Origin of the sequence: Paractinoplanes polyasparticus, assembly GCF_019710575.1 — a bacterium.
Classification (GTDB): Bacteria; Actinomycetota; Actinomycetes; order Mycobacteriales; family Micromonosporaceae; genus Actinoplanes; species Actinoplanes polyasparticus.
Genome location: NZ_JAHWFK010000016.1, coordinates 43935 through 58986, shown reverse-complemented (window position 1 = coordinate 58986; position 15052 = coordinate 43935). Strand labels below are relative to the sequence as shown.

At 71.1% G+C, this 15052-nt stretch carries 12 protein-coding genes and 1 pseudogene; 10 read left to right on the top strand and 3 right to left on the bottom strand.

The genetic code is table 11. From position 1 onward, the window contains the following. Nucleotides 1-168: 168 nt before the first annotated feature. The 3 genes and pseudogenes from KXC43_RS51005 to KXC43_RS18525 all read left to right on the top strand — a co-directional run. Nucleotides 169-300 (top strand): annotated as a pseudogene (locus tag KXC43_RS51005) (hypothetical protein); the annotation flags it as partial. Nucleotides 301-352: 52 nt separating this feature from the next. Continuing rightward, on the top strand, nucleotides 353-532 hold the full coding sequence (locus KXC43_RS51000; protein WP_255644339.1) for an EAL domain-containing protein: 180 nt from the start codon (nucleotides 353-355) through the stop codon (nucleotides 530-532). 139 nt (nucleotides 533-671) lie between these two features. After that, nucleotides 672-4577, top strand: a complete 3906-nt coding sequence (locus KXC43_RS18525) for a WD40 domain-containing protein (protein ID WP_221377330.1) — start codon at nucleotides 672-674, stop codon at nucleotides 4575-4577. Nucleotides 4578-4579: 2 nt separating this feature from the next. Here KXC43_RS18525 and KXC43_RS18520 read toward each other — a convergent pair whose 3' ends face one another. Beyond that, the gene (locus KXC43_RS18520; RefSeq protein WP_221377329.1) at nucleotides 4580-5848 is read right to left on the bottom strand and encodes an acetyl-CoA C-acetyltransferase; all 1269 of its coding nucleotides are present in this window, start codon (nucleotides 5846-5848) and stop codon (nucleotides 4580-4582) included. Nucleotides 5849-5920: 72 nt separating this feature from the next. On the opposite strand from KXC43_RS18520, the gene KXC43_RS18515 reads away from it, so the two are divergent. From KXC43_RS18515 to KXC43_RS18500, 4 genes are read left to right on the top strand one after another with little or no spacing between them, the layout of a single operon-like run. After that, complete coding sequence (locus KXC43_RS18515; protein ID WP_221377328.1) at nucleotides 5921-7249, top strand: 3-oxoacyl-ACP reductase; 1329 nt, start codon at nucleotides 5921-5923, stop codon at nucleotides 7247-7249. A gap of 26 nt (nucleotides 7250-7275) precedes the next feature. Further along, nucleotides 7276-8055 (top strand): MaoC/PaaZ C-terminal domain-containing protein, encoded by a 780-nt coding sequence (locus KXC43_RS18510; protein ID WP_221377377.1) that lies wholly within the window; start codon nucleotides 7276-7278, stop codon nucleotides 8053-8055. A 35-nt stretch (nucleotides 8056-8090) separates the two neighbouring features. Then, nucleotides 8091-9302, top strand: a complete 1212-nt coding sequence (locus KXC43_RS18505) for an acyl-CoA dehydrogenase family protein (RefSeq protein WP_221377327.1) — start codon at nucleotides 8091-8093, stop codon at nucleotides 9300-9302. Further along, on the top strand, nucleotides 9302-10816 hold the full coding sequence (locus KXC43_RS18500; protein WP_221377326.1) for an AMP-binding protein: 1515 nt from the start codon (nucleotides 9302-9304) through the stop codon (nucleotides 10814-10816). The genes KXC43_RS18505 and KXC43_RS18500 overlap by 1 nt, the downstream gene beginning before the upstream one ends. Here KXC43_RS18500 and KXC43_RS18495 read toward each other — a convergent pair. Then, on the bottom strand, nucleotides 10799-11029 hold the full coding sequence (locus tag KXC43_RS18495) for a CDGSH iron-sulfur domain-containing protein (protein ID WP_221377325.1): 231 nt from the start codon (nucleotides 11027-11029) through the stop codon (nucleotides 10799-10801). The two genes, KXC43_RS18500 and KXC43_RS18495, sit on opposite strands and share 18 nt — an antisense overlap. A 74-nt stretch (nucleotides 11030-11103) precedes the next feature. On the opposite strand from KXC43_RS18495, the gene KXC43_RS18490 reads away from it, so the two are divergent. Further along, nucleotides 11104-12099 carry an iron-containing redox enzyme family protein gene (locus KXC43_RS18490; RefSeq protein ID WP_221377324.1) on the top strand — a complete coding sequence of 332 codons (996 nt, stop codon included), beginning with the start codon at nucleotides 11104-11106 and terminating at the stop codon, nucleotides 12097-12099. Between the two features lie 32 nt (nucleotides 12100-12131). Then, nucleotides 12132-12998, top strand: coding sequence for an MBL fold metallo-hydrolase (locus KXC43_RS18485; protein ID WP_221377323.1), 867 nt, complete (start codon nucleotides 12132-12134; stop codon nucleotides 12996-12998). Here KXC43_RS18485 and KXC43_RS18480 read toward each other — a convergent pair. Continuing rightward, nucleotides 12959-14326, bottom strand: a complete 1368-nt coding sequence (locus KXC43_RS18480) for a hypothetical protein (protein WP_221377322.1) — start codon at nucleotides 14324-14326, stop codon at nucleotides 12959-12961. The genes KXC43_RS18485 and KXC43_RS18480 overlap by 40 nt on opposite strands. A 108-nt stretch (nucleotides 14327-14434) precedes the next feature. Between KXC43_RS18480 and KXC43_RS18475 the strand changes: the two genes are divergently transcribed. Next, the gene (locus KXC43_RS18475; RefSeq protein WP_221377321.1) at nucleotides 14435-14890 is read left to right on the top strand and encodes a GNAT family N-acetyltransferase; all 456 of its coding nucleotides are present in this window, start codon (nucleotides 14435-14437) and stop codon (nucleotides 14888-14890) included. Nucleotides 14891-15052 lie beyond the last annotated feature (162 nt).

The window sequence follows — 15052 nt, the reverse complement described above, 5'->3', positions numbered from 1 at the left end:
GCCGACGATCACGTGCGGGCCGCAACCCGCTCGCTCCCGGGTCGCCCTGCGGGCGGCAACCGGGTGCCCCGAAGTTGAGCGCATGGTGACGGGGGGAACGTGTCGTGGGCCGCGTCCGTGCTGCCCGGGCGCCGGCTGCCGTCGATTCTCGTCGCGCTCGGCCTCACCATGGTCTGCGCCGCCTTCGTGGCGACCGAAACCCTGCCGATCTGGTTCCAGCCGATCGTCGCCGCCGGCACGGGTCGCGTCGTCGGCGCCGAGGCCCTGGTCCGCATGCGCACCCCGGAGGGCGACCTGCTCGGCCCGGGCCACTTCATCCCGGCCGCCGAGGAGACCGGCCTCGTCGTCCCGCTTGGGCGAGCACGTCCTCCGCCGGGCCGTGATCCGCTCGCTCGAATGGTCGGACCACCTGGAGTACGTCTCGGTCAACGTGAGCCCGCGCCAGCTGGCCGAGCCCGACTTCGTCCCGATGCCGGCCGACCTGCTGGCCGCGCACCCCACGTGTCCTTGGTCGAGTTCGCCGCGTTCCTGACGGCAGCGGCGCCCCGCAAGGAGCCCCAGCCGGTCGCTTCCTGACGAACACCCCGTGCCGCTGACGACATTCGATGTCGTCAGCGGCATGCGACATCCGGTGGATAACTCCACTGCGGTCTGGATGGCACCATTCGCCTGTGGACGAGATCGGACGCGACACCGTCTTCGTGAGCTACAGCCACGCCGACCGGCCCTGGCTGGACCGCCTGCTCGTCCTGCTGTCCCCCTTGGTCCGCAACCGCCGCATGCGCGTATGGGCCGACCCGTACATCAACGTGGGCGACGAATGGCGCCGCGACCTGACCGGCGCCATCGACCGCGCCGGCTCCGCGGTGCTGCTGGTCAGCGGCGACTTCCTGGCCTCCGACTTCATCATGCGCGAGGAACTGCCCGCCCTGGTCGCCGGCGGTGTGCGGCTTGCGCCGGTCCTGCTCCGCGATTGCCTCTGGGACCACGAGCCACTGCTGAACACCGTGCAGTGGGCACATGACCCGGGCCGCGACGGCCCGCTCGACCGAGGCGGCGACAACCCCGGCGACCGCGACGGCCGGCTCGTGCGGGTGTGCCGGCGTCTCATCGAAATTGTGGACATCGGCACCGGCTCAGAGCCTCCTGTGGACAAGCCCGGGTTGTGGACGGCAGCGGTGCCGGTGGAAGCTCTGACCGCCTCGGCCCGACTCGGGCCGGTGGACGGCGTGCCGCCCCTGCCCACCGGTTACGTGGAGAGGGCTGACCTGAATCAATTGCGGTCGGCTCTGCTCGCGACAGTATCGGGCGCGGTCGGGGTCACCGGAAACGTCGCTGCCCTGGGCCTGCACGGCCAGGGAGGCATCGGCAAGTCGGTCCTCGCCGCCGGAGTGTCCGTCGATCCACAAGTGCGCGCCTGTTTTCCGGACGGCGTCCACTGGGTGACCGTCGGCGAACGCGCCGATGTGGTGGCGATTCAGGTCGATCTGCTTCGACGTCTGGGCCAGCCCGGCGCCCAGGTCAGGTCGGTGAGCGACGGCTTACGGATGTTGCGCGAGGCACTGCGTTCGCGCCGAGCGCTCGTCGTGGTGGATGACGTCTGGAGCGACGCCGACGCAGCCGCATTCCGTGCGGCCGGCCCGCAGGGCCGGGTGTTGTACACGACCCGTGACGCGCAGATTCTGAACGCCGTCCGAGCCGACACGCACAGGGTCGACGTGTTGACGGACCCTGCAGCTCGTCAACTGTTGATTCATATGACCGGCGCCGACGTCCCGGCTGCCGAGTTGACGCGGGTCCTGGCCGCATCGGGCCGGGTCCCCTTGGCGCTGGCCCTGCTCGGCGCAGCGGTCCGAAGCGGTCTGACCTGGTCACGGGTGGCCGACGACCTCGACCGCGGCTCCGGGACCTTTCTCGACCACCCCTATGCCAACACCTTCAAGGCCATGCAGGTCGCCACGGCAGCACTGCCGCCCGGCCTCCGCGATGCCTACCTGAGTCTCGCCGTCTATCCACAGGACACGGCAATCCCGGTGCAGTCCGTTGTGCGGCTCTGGGGAGAGACACGTGATCTGAGTCGGGCAACAGTGCGCAAAAACCTGGGCGCGCTCGCCGAAGCCGAGTTGCTCCGTGTCGTCGACGACCAGGTCACCTTCCACGATCTGCAGCACGACTACGTGATCCTGCAGGCCGACGATCTCGCCGTCCTGCACGCCGACCTGCTCGGCGCGTATCGCGGTCTACTGCCGGACGGCGGCGAGGATGGATGGTGGCGACTTCCTCGCCACGAGCCGTACATCTGGGACCATGTGGTCAGTCACCTGGAGCGGGCCGGTTACCGCACAGAACTGACCAGCACGGCTACCGACCTTTGTTTCCTCGCGCTGCGAATAACCCAGGGCGGCGCCCACGCCGCGGAAGCCGACCTGGCCCGGGCTGTCGACCCGAACTCCGACAATGACCCAGCCGATCAGCTCCGCACCTGGCTCGCCCGGCACGCTCATCTTTTCGGCAATCTGGACACCGTCGGCGATGTCGCCGTTTCACTCCGGTGCTGGCTGGCCGTCGCCTGCACCGACCTGGACCTCGACCGCCTCGACCGGCTGCTGCCCGCTGTGTTCGCTGATCACCGCTCGGGATTGGCTCCGCTTTCGACGACCGCCCTGCGGACGTTGACCGCCAGTCCCCGATGCAGACGGACGGTCCACTTCAGCCCGGACGGGAGGTTCGTCGCAAGTTCCGGTAACTCCGACACCACGGTTCATCTCTGGCACGTGGACACCGGCAGTACCCATGCCCGACTCGATGGCTTGAGGCTCGGGACCAGGGCGATGGAGTTCAGCCCCGACGGCCGGCTACTGGCGATCGCCGACAATCGACGCGTGCGGCTCTGGGATGTCGGCTCAGGACAAGAGCGGCCAGATCTCACTGGCCGCACCGGCTGGATCCAGGCCCTGAACTTCAGCCCGGACGGGCGGCTGCTGGCCGTCGCTGAGGGCACCGACGAGGTGGTGCATCTGTGGGACGTCGGCACTGGCCGTTTGCATGCGCAGGTGCCCCGGATGTCCTCGTCAGTCAGCCCTGTCCTCGGCCTGTACCACTCCTTCAACGCCGTACGTTTCAGTCCGGATGGATCGATCCTGGCCATGGCGTTCGGCCCGTTCGTGCAGCTCTGGGACGTCCCGGCCGAAGAGAACCGGGCCGTGCTCAGCGGTCCGCACCAGTCATACCGTTACCGGCTGACCTTCAGCCCCGACGGCCGGTTCCTTGTCACATCGGGACTCTCAGCCTCAATGCTCTGGGTGGTGTCGACGACCGACGGGGCAAGGGTGGTTGACCTCAACGCCGCCAACGCAATAAACGGGATTGAGTTCAGTCCAGATGGGCAAACGCTGGTTGCTGTAGGCGAATCGGGTCTTGTGCAGCTGTGGGACGTCACCACGTGGCGCCCGCGCGTATTGTCGGCGGGACAAGGAGCCTCCATCAACACGGTTGCTTTCAGTCCGGACGGACGAATTCTGGCGACCGGCAGCCTGGACGGGACCGTCGCTCTGTGGGATGCGGAGGACGGGACGAAACTCGCCGATCTGATCGGACACACCAGCAGTGTGGACATGGTCCGGTTCAACGGGAACGGGCAAGTACTCGCCAGCACGGGATACGACGGAACGGCACGGTTGTGGTCGGTCGACAGTGCTCTGCGCCGGGAGGCTCCCCGGTGGCGCCCAGGCCGGGGCGGAACACTCGCGTTCAGCCCGGACGGTGCGCTACTCGCCCGGGCCGAGAGCGCAGAGAACATCGTTCGCCTCAGCCGTCCGGAAGAACAGTCGACGCGGAATGAGCTGAGAGACAGCACCGAGAACGTCAGTTCCGTGGCTTTCCGACCGGACGGGCGAGTGCTTGCTATCGCCGGCGGCCGCTCCGACGGCACGGTTTGGCTGTGGGACGGTGGCACCGACATACCGGCGAGGACCCTGACCGGCCATATGGGGCAGGTCAGGGCCGTGGCTTACAGCCCGGATGGCCGGTTCCTGGCCACAGGCGGAGCCGAGGGATCGGTCTGGCTCTGGGATCCGGAACATTTCCGCTGCACCACTGTTCTTGCCGGGCACTCCGGCGGAATCTCGTCCATCGCCTTCAGCCCGGACAACCGGACACTGGCCAGTGGCAGTGACGACGGGCGGGTTCTGCTCTGGAACATCACCACCGCCCAGGCCGTCGCGGAATTGCCCCGCCACTCCGGCGGGGTGCGCTCCCTGGCGTTCAGCCCCGATGGACTCCTGCTCGCCACCGCCGGCGATCAGGGCATCGTGCGGGTGACGGAAGCGGACACCGGCTCACCGTGGCTGACACTCACCGCGGACACCGGCTGGATGCGGGCCGTCGCCTTCAACGACGACGGCTGGCTCCTCGCCACCGCCGGCGACGACGGCACCGTCCGCCTGATCGACGTCCGCCGCCGGCGACAAGTTCACTGCCTGCCCATCGGCCAGCCGATTGCCGCCCTGGCGTGGTCAGGCCGTCATCTGGCCGCGGCCTCCACGACCCTCGTCTTGCTGACGCTGGCCACTCGCTGAGGTCAGCGTTCCAGGATGGCAACCACGCCCTGGCCGCCGGCGGCGCAGATGGAGATCAGGCCTCGGCCCGAGCCCTTGTCGGCCAGGAGCTTGGCCAACGTGGCGACGATGCGGCCGCCGGTGGCGGCGAACGGGTGGCCTGCGGCCAGGGAGGAGCCGTTGACGTTGAGCTTGGCCCGGTCGATCGTGCCCAGCGGGGCGTCCAGACCCAGCTTCTCCTTGCAGAATTCCGGGGACTCCCAGGCGGCCAGGGTGGACAGCACCTGGGAGGCGAAAGCCTCGTGGATCTCGTAGAAGTCGAAGTCCTGCAGGGTCAGGCCGTTGCGGGCCAGCAGGCGGGGGACGGCGTACGCGGGGGCCATCAGCAGGCCTTCGTCGCCGTGGACGTAGTCGACGGCGGCGGTGGCGCTGTCGGTGAGGAACGCCTGCGGGGTCAGGCCCTGTTCGGCGGCCCATTCCTCTGAGGAGAGCAGCACCGTCGAGGCGCCGTCGGTCAGCGGGGACGAGTTGCCGGCTGTCATGGTGGCGTCCGTCGTGCCGAAGACGGGGCGCAGCTTGGCCAGCTTGTCGAGGCTGGTGTCGGCGCGCAGGTTCTGGTCGCGGGTCAGGCCCAGGTACGGGGTGATCAGGTCGTCGAAGAAGCCGCGCTCGTAGGCGGCCGCCAGCCGCTGGTGGGAGGCCAGGGCCAGCTCGTCCTGGGCGTCGCGGGTGATGTTCCAGCGCAGGGCGGTTATCGCGGCGTGCTCGCCCATGGACAGGCCCGTGCGCGGTTCGGCGTTGCGCGGCACGTCGGGCTTGAAGGCGAGCAGCGGGTTGAGCCTGGCTGCTGCCCGCAGGCGATCGGGCAGCGTACGGGCCCGGTTGAGGGCGAGCAGGGCCCGGCGCATGTCGTCGTTGAGCTGCAGCGGGGCGTCCGAGGTGGTGTCGACGCCGCCGGCGATGCCGACCTCGATCTGGCCGAGAGCGATCTTGTTGCCGACCAGGACGGCCGTCTCGAGGCCGGTGCCGCAGGCCTGTTGCACGTCGTACGCGGGGGTGCGCGGGTCGAGCCGGGAGCCGAGCACCGTCTCGCGGGTGAGGTTGAAGTCGCGCGAGTGCTTGAGCACCGCCCCGGCCGCGACCTCGCCGACGCGGCGGCCGGCCAGGCCGTAGCGGGCGATCAGGCCGTCGAGGGCGGCGGTCAGCATGTCCTGGTTCGAGGCCTGGGCGTACCGGCCGTTGGACCGGGCGAACGGGATCCTGTTCCCACCGAGTACGGCGACGCGGCGCATGAGGGCCTCCCAGAAACGACGACACTACCGGTGAGTAGGTTACCAACGCCGGCGCCGAGTAGGCTGCGGCGCATGGGCGACAGGTACGCGAGCTTCGCGAACTCCGGTCCGGGACACGCCATGATCAAGCGGCTCGGCCTGCCCGATCCGCCCCGGCTGCGGCGCTGGGCCCCGGGCGATCCGTTGACCGAGGGGCCGGTGCTGATCGGTGCGGCGCCGGGCGGCCGGCTGGGTGATCAGGTGCGCAAGGTGCTGGCCGAGGCGGGTGTGCAGACACTGGACGAGCCGCTGAGCGAGGGCAGCCACGGCGCGCTGATCTTCGACGCCTCCGGGATCACCGACGCGGCCGAGCTGCACGAGCTGTTCGACTTCTTCCACCCGTACGCCCGGTCGGTGCACCGGTCGGGCCGGGTGATCGTGCTGGGCACTCCGCCCGCCTCGTGCGACAACCCGCACGAGGCGACCGCACAGCGCGCCCTCGAAGGGCTGACCCGCAGCATCGGCAAGGAGTTCGGGCGGGGGATCACGTCGCAGCTGGTTCACGTCGAGCGGGGCGGCGAGGGCGCGCTCGAGTCGACGCTGCGTTTCCTGCTGAGCGGCCGGTCGGCGTACGTGTCCGGCCAGGTGGTGACGATCGGGGCCGGTAACCCGCCCGCACCCGCCGACTGGCAGCTGCCCCTGGCCGGCAAGTCGGCCCTGGTCACCGGGGCGGCGCGCGGGATCGGCGCGGCCATCGCCCGGGTGCTGGCCCGTGACGGCGCCGACGTGATCGCGCTCGACGTGCCCGCGGCCGGCGACGCCCTGGCCGGTGTGGCCAACGACGTACGCGGCCGGGCCGTGCAACTCGACCTGACGGCCGAGCGCGCCGGGCAGCGGCTGGCCTCCCACCTGACCCGGCCGCTCGACATCCTCGTGCACAACGCGGGCATCACCCGCGACCGCACGATCGCCAAGATGGACGCGGCCGGGTGGAACTCGGTGCTCGCGGTCAACCTGGTCGCGCCGTCCCGGATCAACGAGGCGCTGCTCGGCCAGGGGCTGATCGCCGAGGGCGGGCGGATCGTCGGGGTGGCCTCGATCGCCGGCATCGCGGGCAACCGCGGGCAGACCAACTACGCGACGAGCAAGGCGGGCGTGATCGGGCTGGTGCAGTCGAGCGCGCCCGGGCTGCTGGAGCGGGGCATCACCATCAACGCGGTGGCGCCCGGCTTCATCGAGACGGCGATGACGGCCAAGATGCCGGTGTCGCTGCGCGAGGCCGGGCGGCGGATGAACAGCCTGGCCCAGGGCGGGCTGCCGGTCGACGTGGCCGAGACGATCGCCTGGTTCGCGTCGCCGGGGTCGGGCACGATCACCGGCAACGTCGTGCGCGTGTGCGGCCAGAGCCTGCTGGGAGCGTGAGGGCGGTGGAGGTCGGTCGCGGCACGATGCTCCGGGCGGCTCTGGGGGTGATCCCCCGCCGACGGCCCTCGACGCTGCCGGCGCTCACGCTCGAACAGGCGGGCGTCGCGGTCGATCGTGAGCATCTGGCCGCGTACGACCGGGTCTGCGGTTTCCGGCTCAGCGACCACCTCCCGCCGACCTATCCCCACGTGCTGGCCTTCCCCCTGGCCATGCGCCTGCTGACGGCGCCGGACTTCCCGTTCCCCGCGGTCGGGCTCGTCCACATCGCCAACCGGATCACCGTGCACCGCCCGCTCACGGCGCAGATGTCCCTCGATCTGGCCGTGCACGCCACCGATCTGCGCCCGCACGAACGCGGCCGCCAGGTCGACGTCGTGGCGAGCGCCGCTGTGGACGGCGGCACGGTCTGGACAAGCGTGTCGACGTACCTCTCCCGGTCCCCGTCCACAGGACCCGCCGTCACGCCGCCGCCGACGAAAGCTGGGGAGCCGACTGCGGTCTGGCTCGTGCCGGCGCGGGTCGGCAGCGACTACGCCGCGGTCAGCGGCGACCGCAACCCCATCCACACGTCGCGGATCGGGGCGCGCCTGTTCGGATTCCCGAAGCCGATCGCCCACGGCATGTGGAGCCTGGCCCGCTGCCTCGCCGCGCTCGAGGGCCGGTTGCCCGACAGCTACACAGTGGACGTCCGGTTCCAGCGGCCGATCCTGCTGCCGGCGCGCGTGCGATTCGCCTACGCCGACGGCCGCTTCGCGTTGAGCGGGAAGAAACCTCACCTTGCGGGGCAAGTTACGCCTGCGTAGCGTTACCGGCCAGTACACCGGTCGAAGGGCGTCGCATGGAGTTCTGGCTCGACCTGAACGAGGAGCAAAACGACCTGCGGGAGTGGGTGCACGGGTTCGCCGAGAGCGTGATCCGGCCCGGCGCCTCCGAATGGGACGAGCGCGAGGAGACCCCGTGGCCGATCCTGCAGGAGGCCGCGAAGATCGGCCTGTACGGCTTCGAGTTCCTGATCAACACGTGGTCCGACTCCAGCGGCCTGTCGCTGCCGGTGGTCAACGAGGAACTGTTCTGGGGTGACGCCGGCATCGGGATGGCGCTCTCCGGCACGTCCCTGGCGGTGGCCGCGATCTACGGCTCGGGCACGCCCGAGCAGATGGTCGAGTGGGTACCACAGTGCTTCGGCGACGAGGCCGACCCCAAGGTGGGCGCGTTCTGCTCGACCGAGCCCGAGGCCGGCTCCGATGTGTCCGCCATGCGTACGCGCGCGGTCTACGACGAGGCGTCCGACGAGTGGGTGCTGAACGGCCAGAAGGCGTACGCGACGAATGGCGGCATCGCGAACGTGCACGTGGTGACCGCTTCGGTCGAGCCGTCGCTCGGCTCACGCGGGCAGGCCGCGTTCGTCGTGCCCCCGGGAACGCCCGGCCTGGCGGCCAGCAGGAAGCTGCGCAAACTGGGCCTGCGCGCCTCGCACACGGCCGATGTCTTTCTCGACGACGTCCGCGTGCCCGGCCCGTGCCTGCTCGGCGGCAAGGAAGCCCTGGACGCGCGGCTGGCCCGCGCCCGCGAGGGAAAGCGAGCCTCCGGGCAGGCCTCGATGCGCACCTTCGAGCTGTCCCGGCCGGCTGTCGGCGCGCAGGCGCTCGGCATCGCACGGGCAGCGTACGAGTACGCGCTCGAGTACGCTCAGACCCGGGTGCAGTTCGGCCGCCCGATCGTCGACAACCAGGCGATCGCGTTCGCCCTGGCCGACATGCGCACCGAGATCGACGCCGCCCGCCTGCTGGTGTGGCGGGCAGCATGGATGGGCCGCAACGACCGGCCGTTCTCGGCCGGTGAGGGCTCGATGTCGAAGCTCAAGGCCGGAGAGGTGGCGGTGGCGGTGACCGAGAAGGCGGTGCAGATCCTCGGCGGGGCCGGCTACCTGCGCGACCACCCGGTCGAGCGGATGTTCCGGGACGCCAAGATCTACACGATTTTCGAGGGCACGTCCGAGATCCAGCGTCTGGTCATCTCGCGCGCGATCACCGGACGGCAGATCCGCTGATGTCCGGCGCGGCGTTCGTCCTTCGCACGATGGCGCGGCGCGGCCTGCTCAACCCCGGCGCCCCGCAGCGTGTGGTGCGCCAGCTCTCCGCGCTGCACACGTGGGGCTTCGGCCTGGCCGGCGAGCTGCGCCAGGCGACCGCGCGCGATCCCGGCCGGGTCGCGCTCATCGACGAGCAGGGCTCGCTGACGTACGCGGAACTGCTCGACCGCTCCTCCCGGCTGGCCGCCGCCCTGCCGGTGCAGCCGCGCGACCGGGTCGGCCTGCTGTGCCGCAACTCGGCCGAGATGGTCGTCGCCCTCATCGGCATCGCCACCCGCGGCGCCGACCCGGTTCTGATCAACACCGGTCTGTCCGGCCCGCAACTCGCCGACGTGGTGCGCGACCAGAGCCTGGCCGTCCTGATCCACGACGACGAGTTCCCGGCACCGCCCGGCGTGCGGTCCTTCCCCACCGCGTCGGACGCGTTGACGGCGGCGGCCGGGGTGACCGAGCCACCCGTGCGCCCCGGACGCACGATCGTGCTCACCTCGGGGACGACCGGCGCGCCGAAGGGAGCGCAGCGGCCCACGCCGGGTGGGTTCCGGCCGCTCTGCTCGATCATCGATCGGATTCCGTTGCACGCCGGAGTGCGCATGCACATCGCCGGGCCGCTGTTCCACACGTGGGCCTACGCCGGGTTGCAGATGGCCCTGGCCCTGCGGGCCACCCTGGTGCTGCGCCGGCGCTTCGACCCGGCGCAGACGCTCGACACGGTGGCCCGGCACGACTGCTCCGCCCTCATCGCCGTACCGGTGATGCTCCAGCAGATCATGGAGCAGCCCTACCGCCCGGTGCCGCTGAAGGTGGTCGCGGTCAGCGGCTCGGCGCTGCCCGGTGGCCTGGCCGACCGGTTCATGGACCGCTACGGCGACATCCTCTACAACCTGTACGGCTCGACCGAGGCGTCCTGGGCCTCGATCGCCACCCCGGCCGACATGCGCGCCGCCCCCGGCACTGCGGGACGCCCGCCGTACGGGACCAAGGTCGTGGCCCTCGGCGAGGACGGCCGACCGGTGCCGACCGGCACGACCGGCCGGCTGTTCGTGGGCAACGAGATGCTGTTCGAGGGCTACACGAACGGGGCCGCCCAGGAACGGCGCGACGGGCTGCTCGCCATCGGCGACGTCGGCCATCTCGACCGAGCCGGCCGCGTGTTCGTCGACGGCCGCCAGGACGACATGATCGTCTCCGGCGGCGAGAACGTCTACCCCTCCGAGGTCGAGAACCTGCTGGCCGACCTGCCGCAGGTGCTCGAGGTGGCGGTCGTCGGTGTCGCCGACGACACGTACGGCCAGCGCCTGGCCGCGTACGTCGTGCTCCGCGAGGGCGCCGCGCTCACCACCGACGACGTCCGTGACCACGTGCGCCGTCACCGCGCCCGCTTCAGCGTCCCCCGCGACGTCGTCTTCCTGCCGGAACTGCCACGCAATGCCACGGGCAAGGTGCTCAAGCGCTCACTCCCGCAGCCCTGACCGTGGCGCCGGCGTCTCGCGACCGGCCTCGGCGTGGAACTTGACCACCTTGTGGGTGCCGTCACAGAACGGCTTCGCCGCCGATTTGCCACACCGGCACAGGGCGATGGTGCCGCGGCCGGGATCGATCGGCTCGCCGTCGGGAGTCAGGAGTTCGAAGTCGCCGCGAACGATGAGTGGGCCGTCCGGATAGGGCACGATCGAGGTCGTCATGGCGGGCGGGATGCCCACTGAGCTGCGGCCGAAACAGATCGTTTACCGGTCCGGGATTCGGGAAGCTTGCGGTCATGCAACTTCCTGTGGCCCGCGGCCGCGTTTCCGCCGCTCTCATCGACGTGCTCGGCGGCCGCGCCGCGAAACTCCCGGCCTTCGCCCGCTTCGACGGCGACGAGGACCTGCACCTCACCCTGTTCGTCTGCTACGAGCTGGCCTACCGCGGCTGGGACGGCGTCGGCGACTGCTGGGAGTGGGATCCCGGCATGCTGCGGCTGCGCACGGCGGCCGAGAACCGTTTCCTCGGTTTCCTGTACGACCTGGTGGGCAAGCCCAGCGATGACGTCGACCCGGCCCGGGTGCCGGACGAGCTGGCCCGCATCGTCGAGGAGGACGACGGGCCGGGGCTCTCCGGGTATCTGCGCGGCCGGGCCACGTACGAGCAGTTCCGGGAGTTCGTCACCCACCGCTCGGTGTATCACCTGCGTGAGGCCGACCCGCACTCGTGGGCGCTGCCCCGGCTCGGCGGGCGGGCCAAGGCGGCGCTGGTCGAGATCCAGACCGACGAGTACGGCGGCGGGGCCGAGGCCCGCATGCACCAGGAGCTCTTCAAGCGCACCATGAGCTGGTTCGATCTCGATCTCTCGTACGGTGGCTACGTCGACTCCGTGGGAGCGCCGACACTCGCGGTCAACAACCTGATGTCGCTGTTCGGCCTGCACCGCGCGCGCCGCGGCATGATCCTCGGTCACCTGGCGGCCTACGAGATGACCTCGTCGCTGCCGAACCGGTCGTACGCCAACGGCCTGCGCCGCCTGGGCGGAGACGCCGACGCCACCGCCTTCTACGACGAGCACGTCGAGGCGGATGCCGTGCACGAGCAGATCGCCGCGCACGACCTGTGCGGGTCGTTCGCCGCCGACGAGCCCCGCCGGGCCGGGGACGTGCTGTTCGGGGCGCGCTGCGCGCTGGCGGTCGACTCGCTGTGGGCGGGATCGATTCTCGACGCCTGGCAGAACGGGCTTTCGTCGTTGCGGACGCGAGCGGTTGAACCCGTGCTGGCGGGGTAGTCGTGCCCTCCCCGCACAGGCCGGAGGCCCCGATGCACGCCAGCGTCACCTTCATCGGCAACGCCACCACCCTGCTTCGGCTCGGGAACTTCACCCTGCTGACCGATCCGGCTTTCGGGCCGGCCGGCAGCCGGGTTCACCTGGGCTACGGCGCGTGGACCAAGCGCGTACGCGATCCGATCCTCGACGCGCTGGCCGGGACGGCAGTCGACGGGATCCTGCTGTCCCACTTGCACGGCGACCACTTCGACGCCGCCGCCCGCCGGTGGGTCGAGCCCACCCTGCCCATCCTGACCACCCCGTCGGCCTCCCGCCGGCTGCGACGCCGGCGCCACCTGGCCGTCCGCGGGCTGCCGACGTGGGAGTGCTTCGAGTGGACCCGCGACCGCCAGCGGCTGCGGGTAACGGCGGCGCCGGGCCGGCACGGGCCGGGCCTGGCCGACCGCCTGTTGCCGGAGGTGATGGGCTCGGTGGTGGAGCTCGAGGTCGACGGGAAGCTGGCGCTGCGCGTCTACATCACCGGCGACACGCTGATGCACGCCGCGCTGGAACAGGTGCCGCGGCGGTTCGGCGAGGTGGACGCGATGCTGATCCACCTGGGCGGCACCAGGCTGCTCGGCATGCTTCTCACCATGGACGACCGCCAGGGCGCGGACCTGACTTCGCTCATCCGGCCCGGGCTCACCGTGCCCATCCACTACGACGACTACAAGGTGATGAAGTCCCCGCTCAGCGACTTCGTGACGCGTGCCGGGCAGCAGGGCCTGACCGGGATCACACCCATCGTCCGGGGCGGAACGCTGCCACTCCCGCTGCGCGACGGCTTCGGCAGCCGGCACGCCGAGCAGCGGGCGATGCCTCAGGTGAAGAGCATGCCGAGGGTCGAGCCGGACTGCTGAAGCCGGTCCAGCGCGTACGCCACGGGCATGGCCGGCGGCAGCGGCCGGAGCTCGGCGCCGGCGAGCATACGGGTCGCGTGACCGGTCGCGACGGGCAGCATCGGGTAGCGGCTCGCCGCGAACCGGTCCATCGGCTCGCGACGACGCCCGAACGAGGCCAGCGACCGCCACTGCGCCAGCGTCGCCACGTGGACGCCGGTGTGGCCGGGCGGTTCGGGCAGCACCGCCACGCGGTCGAAGCGGTCGCTCCCGGCCAGCCACATCTCAGCCGCCTCGACCGTCGTGCGGGCGGCCGATTCGGCCCAGTACGGGACCAGCGCGCCCGCACGGGCCAGCCAGGGGTCGAGCAGGCGGCCGCACTCGATCACGCACCGGTCCCCCGCGCCGGCCCGCCATTGCCGCATCATGTCGGCCACGCAGGCGCTGAACGTCTCGGGCCGGGCGTAGAGCAGCCGGTGCGACCCCGAACCGAGCCGGCCGAGGTCGACACCGAGCGACGGCTCGCCCGACCGTTCGGCGTAGCGCGGCGGGGTGTCCGGGTCGATCCGCGGCCAGGACGCCGCTCCCAGCGCCTCGAGGGCCCGGCGGAACTCCGGGTTGGCCAGCGAGTAGTCCTCCGGGTTGCTGCCGCCGACCGGACTGCCGACCTGGAAACTGTGCCGGGCGGTGACCGCGGTGACCGGCCAGGTGCGCAGGTCCCGGGACAGCAGAGTGCTGCCGCCGGGCGCCAGCCGGGCGCGCAGGAAGCGCTCGTACGCGGCCGGCAGTGTCGCCCACCGCAGGTGGAACCGCACGGTCGCCCCGCACAGCGGCCCGCCCCGCAGCGGGTCGTGCACCTGCCGCACGGTGATCGACGGATTGTGCGCGGTGATCCGGGAGGCCAGCTCCGCGCCCCACTCCAGCGCGCCCGGCCAGTCCCCCGGCGAGCCACCGGGCCAGGTCACCGTGAGCGGCACGCTGGTCGGCAGCCAGGCCGCCCCGAGCGCCACCGCGAGGTGGGCCGCGGACCCGTGCGGCGAACCGAGGAGCACCGCCGGATACTCGGCGGCCCGGTAGTGCCCGACGATCCACCCGGCGATCGCCTCGGCGTCGATCGAGCCCACCAGATCGTGCGGAACCGCTTCGGCGTACGCGTCCCGCGCCAGCTCGAAATGCCGGCGTGCCGGCGGCAACTGCCCTCGGCGACCCAGCAGCGGCGTGCGCGCCACCCAGCCACCCAGCGTCCCCGACACCGTCGACAGCAACGCCCGGCACAGGCTGTCCGCATCGACCAGGTCGTCGGCCGGCAGCCCGCCCCGCGGCTCCGACATCGTCTCGTAGGTCGTCACCCCAACTCAGCTCCCCCCAGAGTGCATCGGGGGTTCCCGCCGTTCCCGGCGACGAACCTCGTTTCGCGTGTGAGCTGACTCAATGCGCCCGCCTGTCACACTTCGCCCATGGCTGACGCCGAGGTGCGCCTGCGACCGGTCCGGATCGGCGACATCGGCACCTTCTACGACCACGAGCAGGAGCCGGAGGCGCAGCGGCGAGCCAACTTCACGGCCCGCGAGCGCCCCGAGTTCGTCACGCACTGGATCACCCGGATCCTCGGCGACCCGGCCGTCGGCGCCCGGACGGTTCTGGCCGGCGATGCGGTCGCCGGCAATGTGGTCTCGTGGAACCAGAACGGCCGGCGGGAGGTCGGCTACTGGCTGGGGCGGGCCTTCTGGGGCCGCGGCGTGGGGACACGGGCGCTGACGCAGTATCTCGACATCGAGACGGCCCGGCCGCTGCACGCCACCGCGGACGTGGGCAACACAGCGTCGATCCGGCTGCTGGAACGTTGCGGATTCGGCCGGATCGACACCGTCCGCGAGGGAGACGTCGAGTTCGTCGTCCTCGAACTGCCATGATTCGGCAGCGCGCCGAGGCCGGGTGTGTTCTTCGCCGCGTTCCTGACGGATCGCGGGTTTGCCGCGGATCCCGGGGCCAACGTTGGCAGCGAGAATCGGGGCGAGGGCTGAGAGCGCCGGAATCGCTCTTCGGAGATACGCGCCATCGAGCGACCCGGTGCT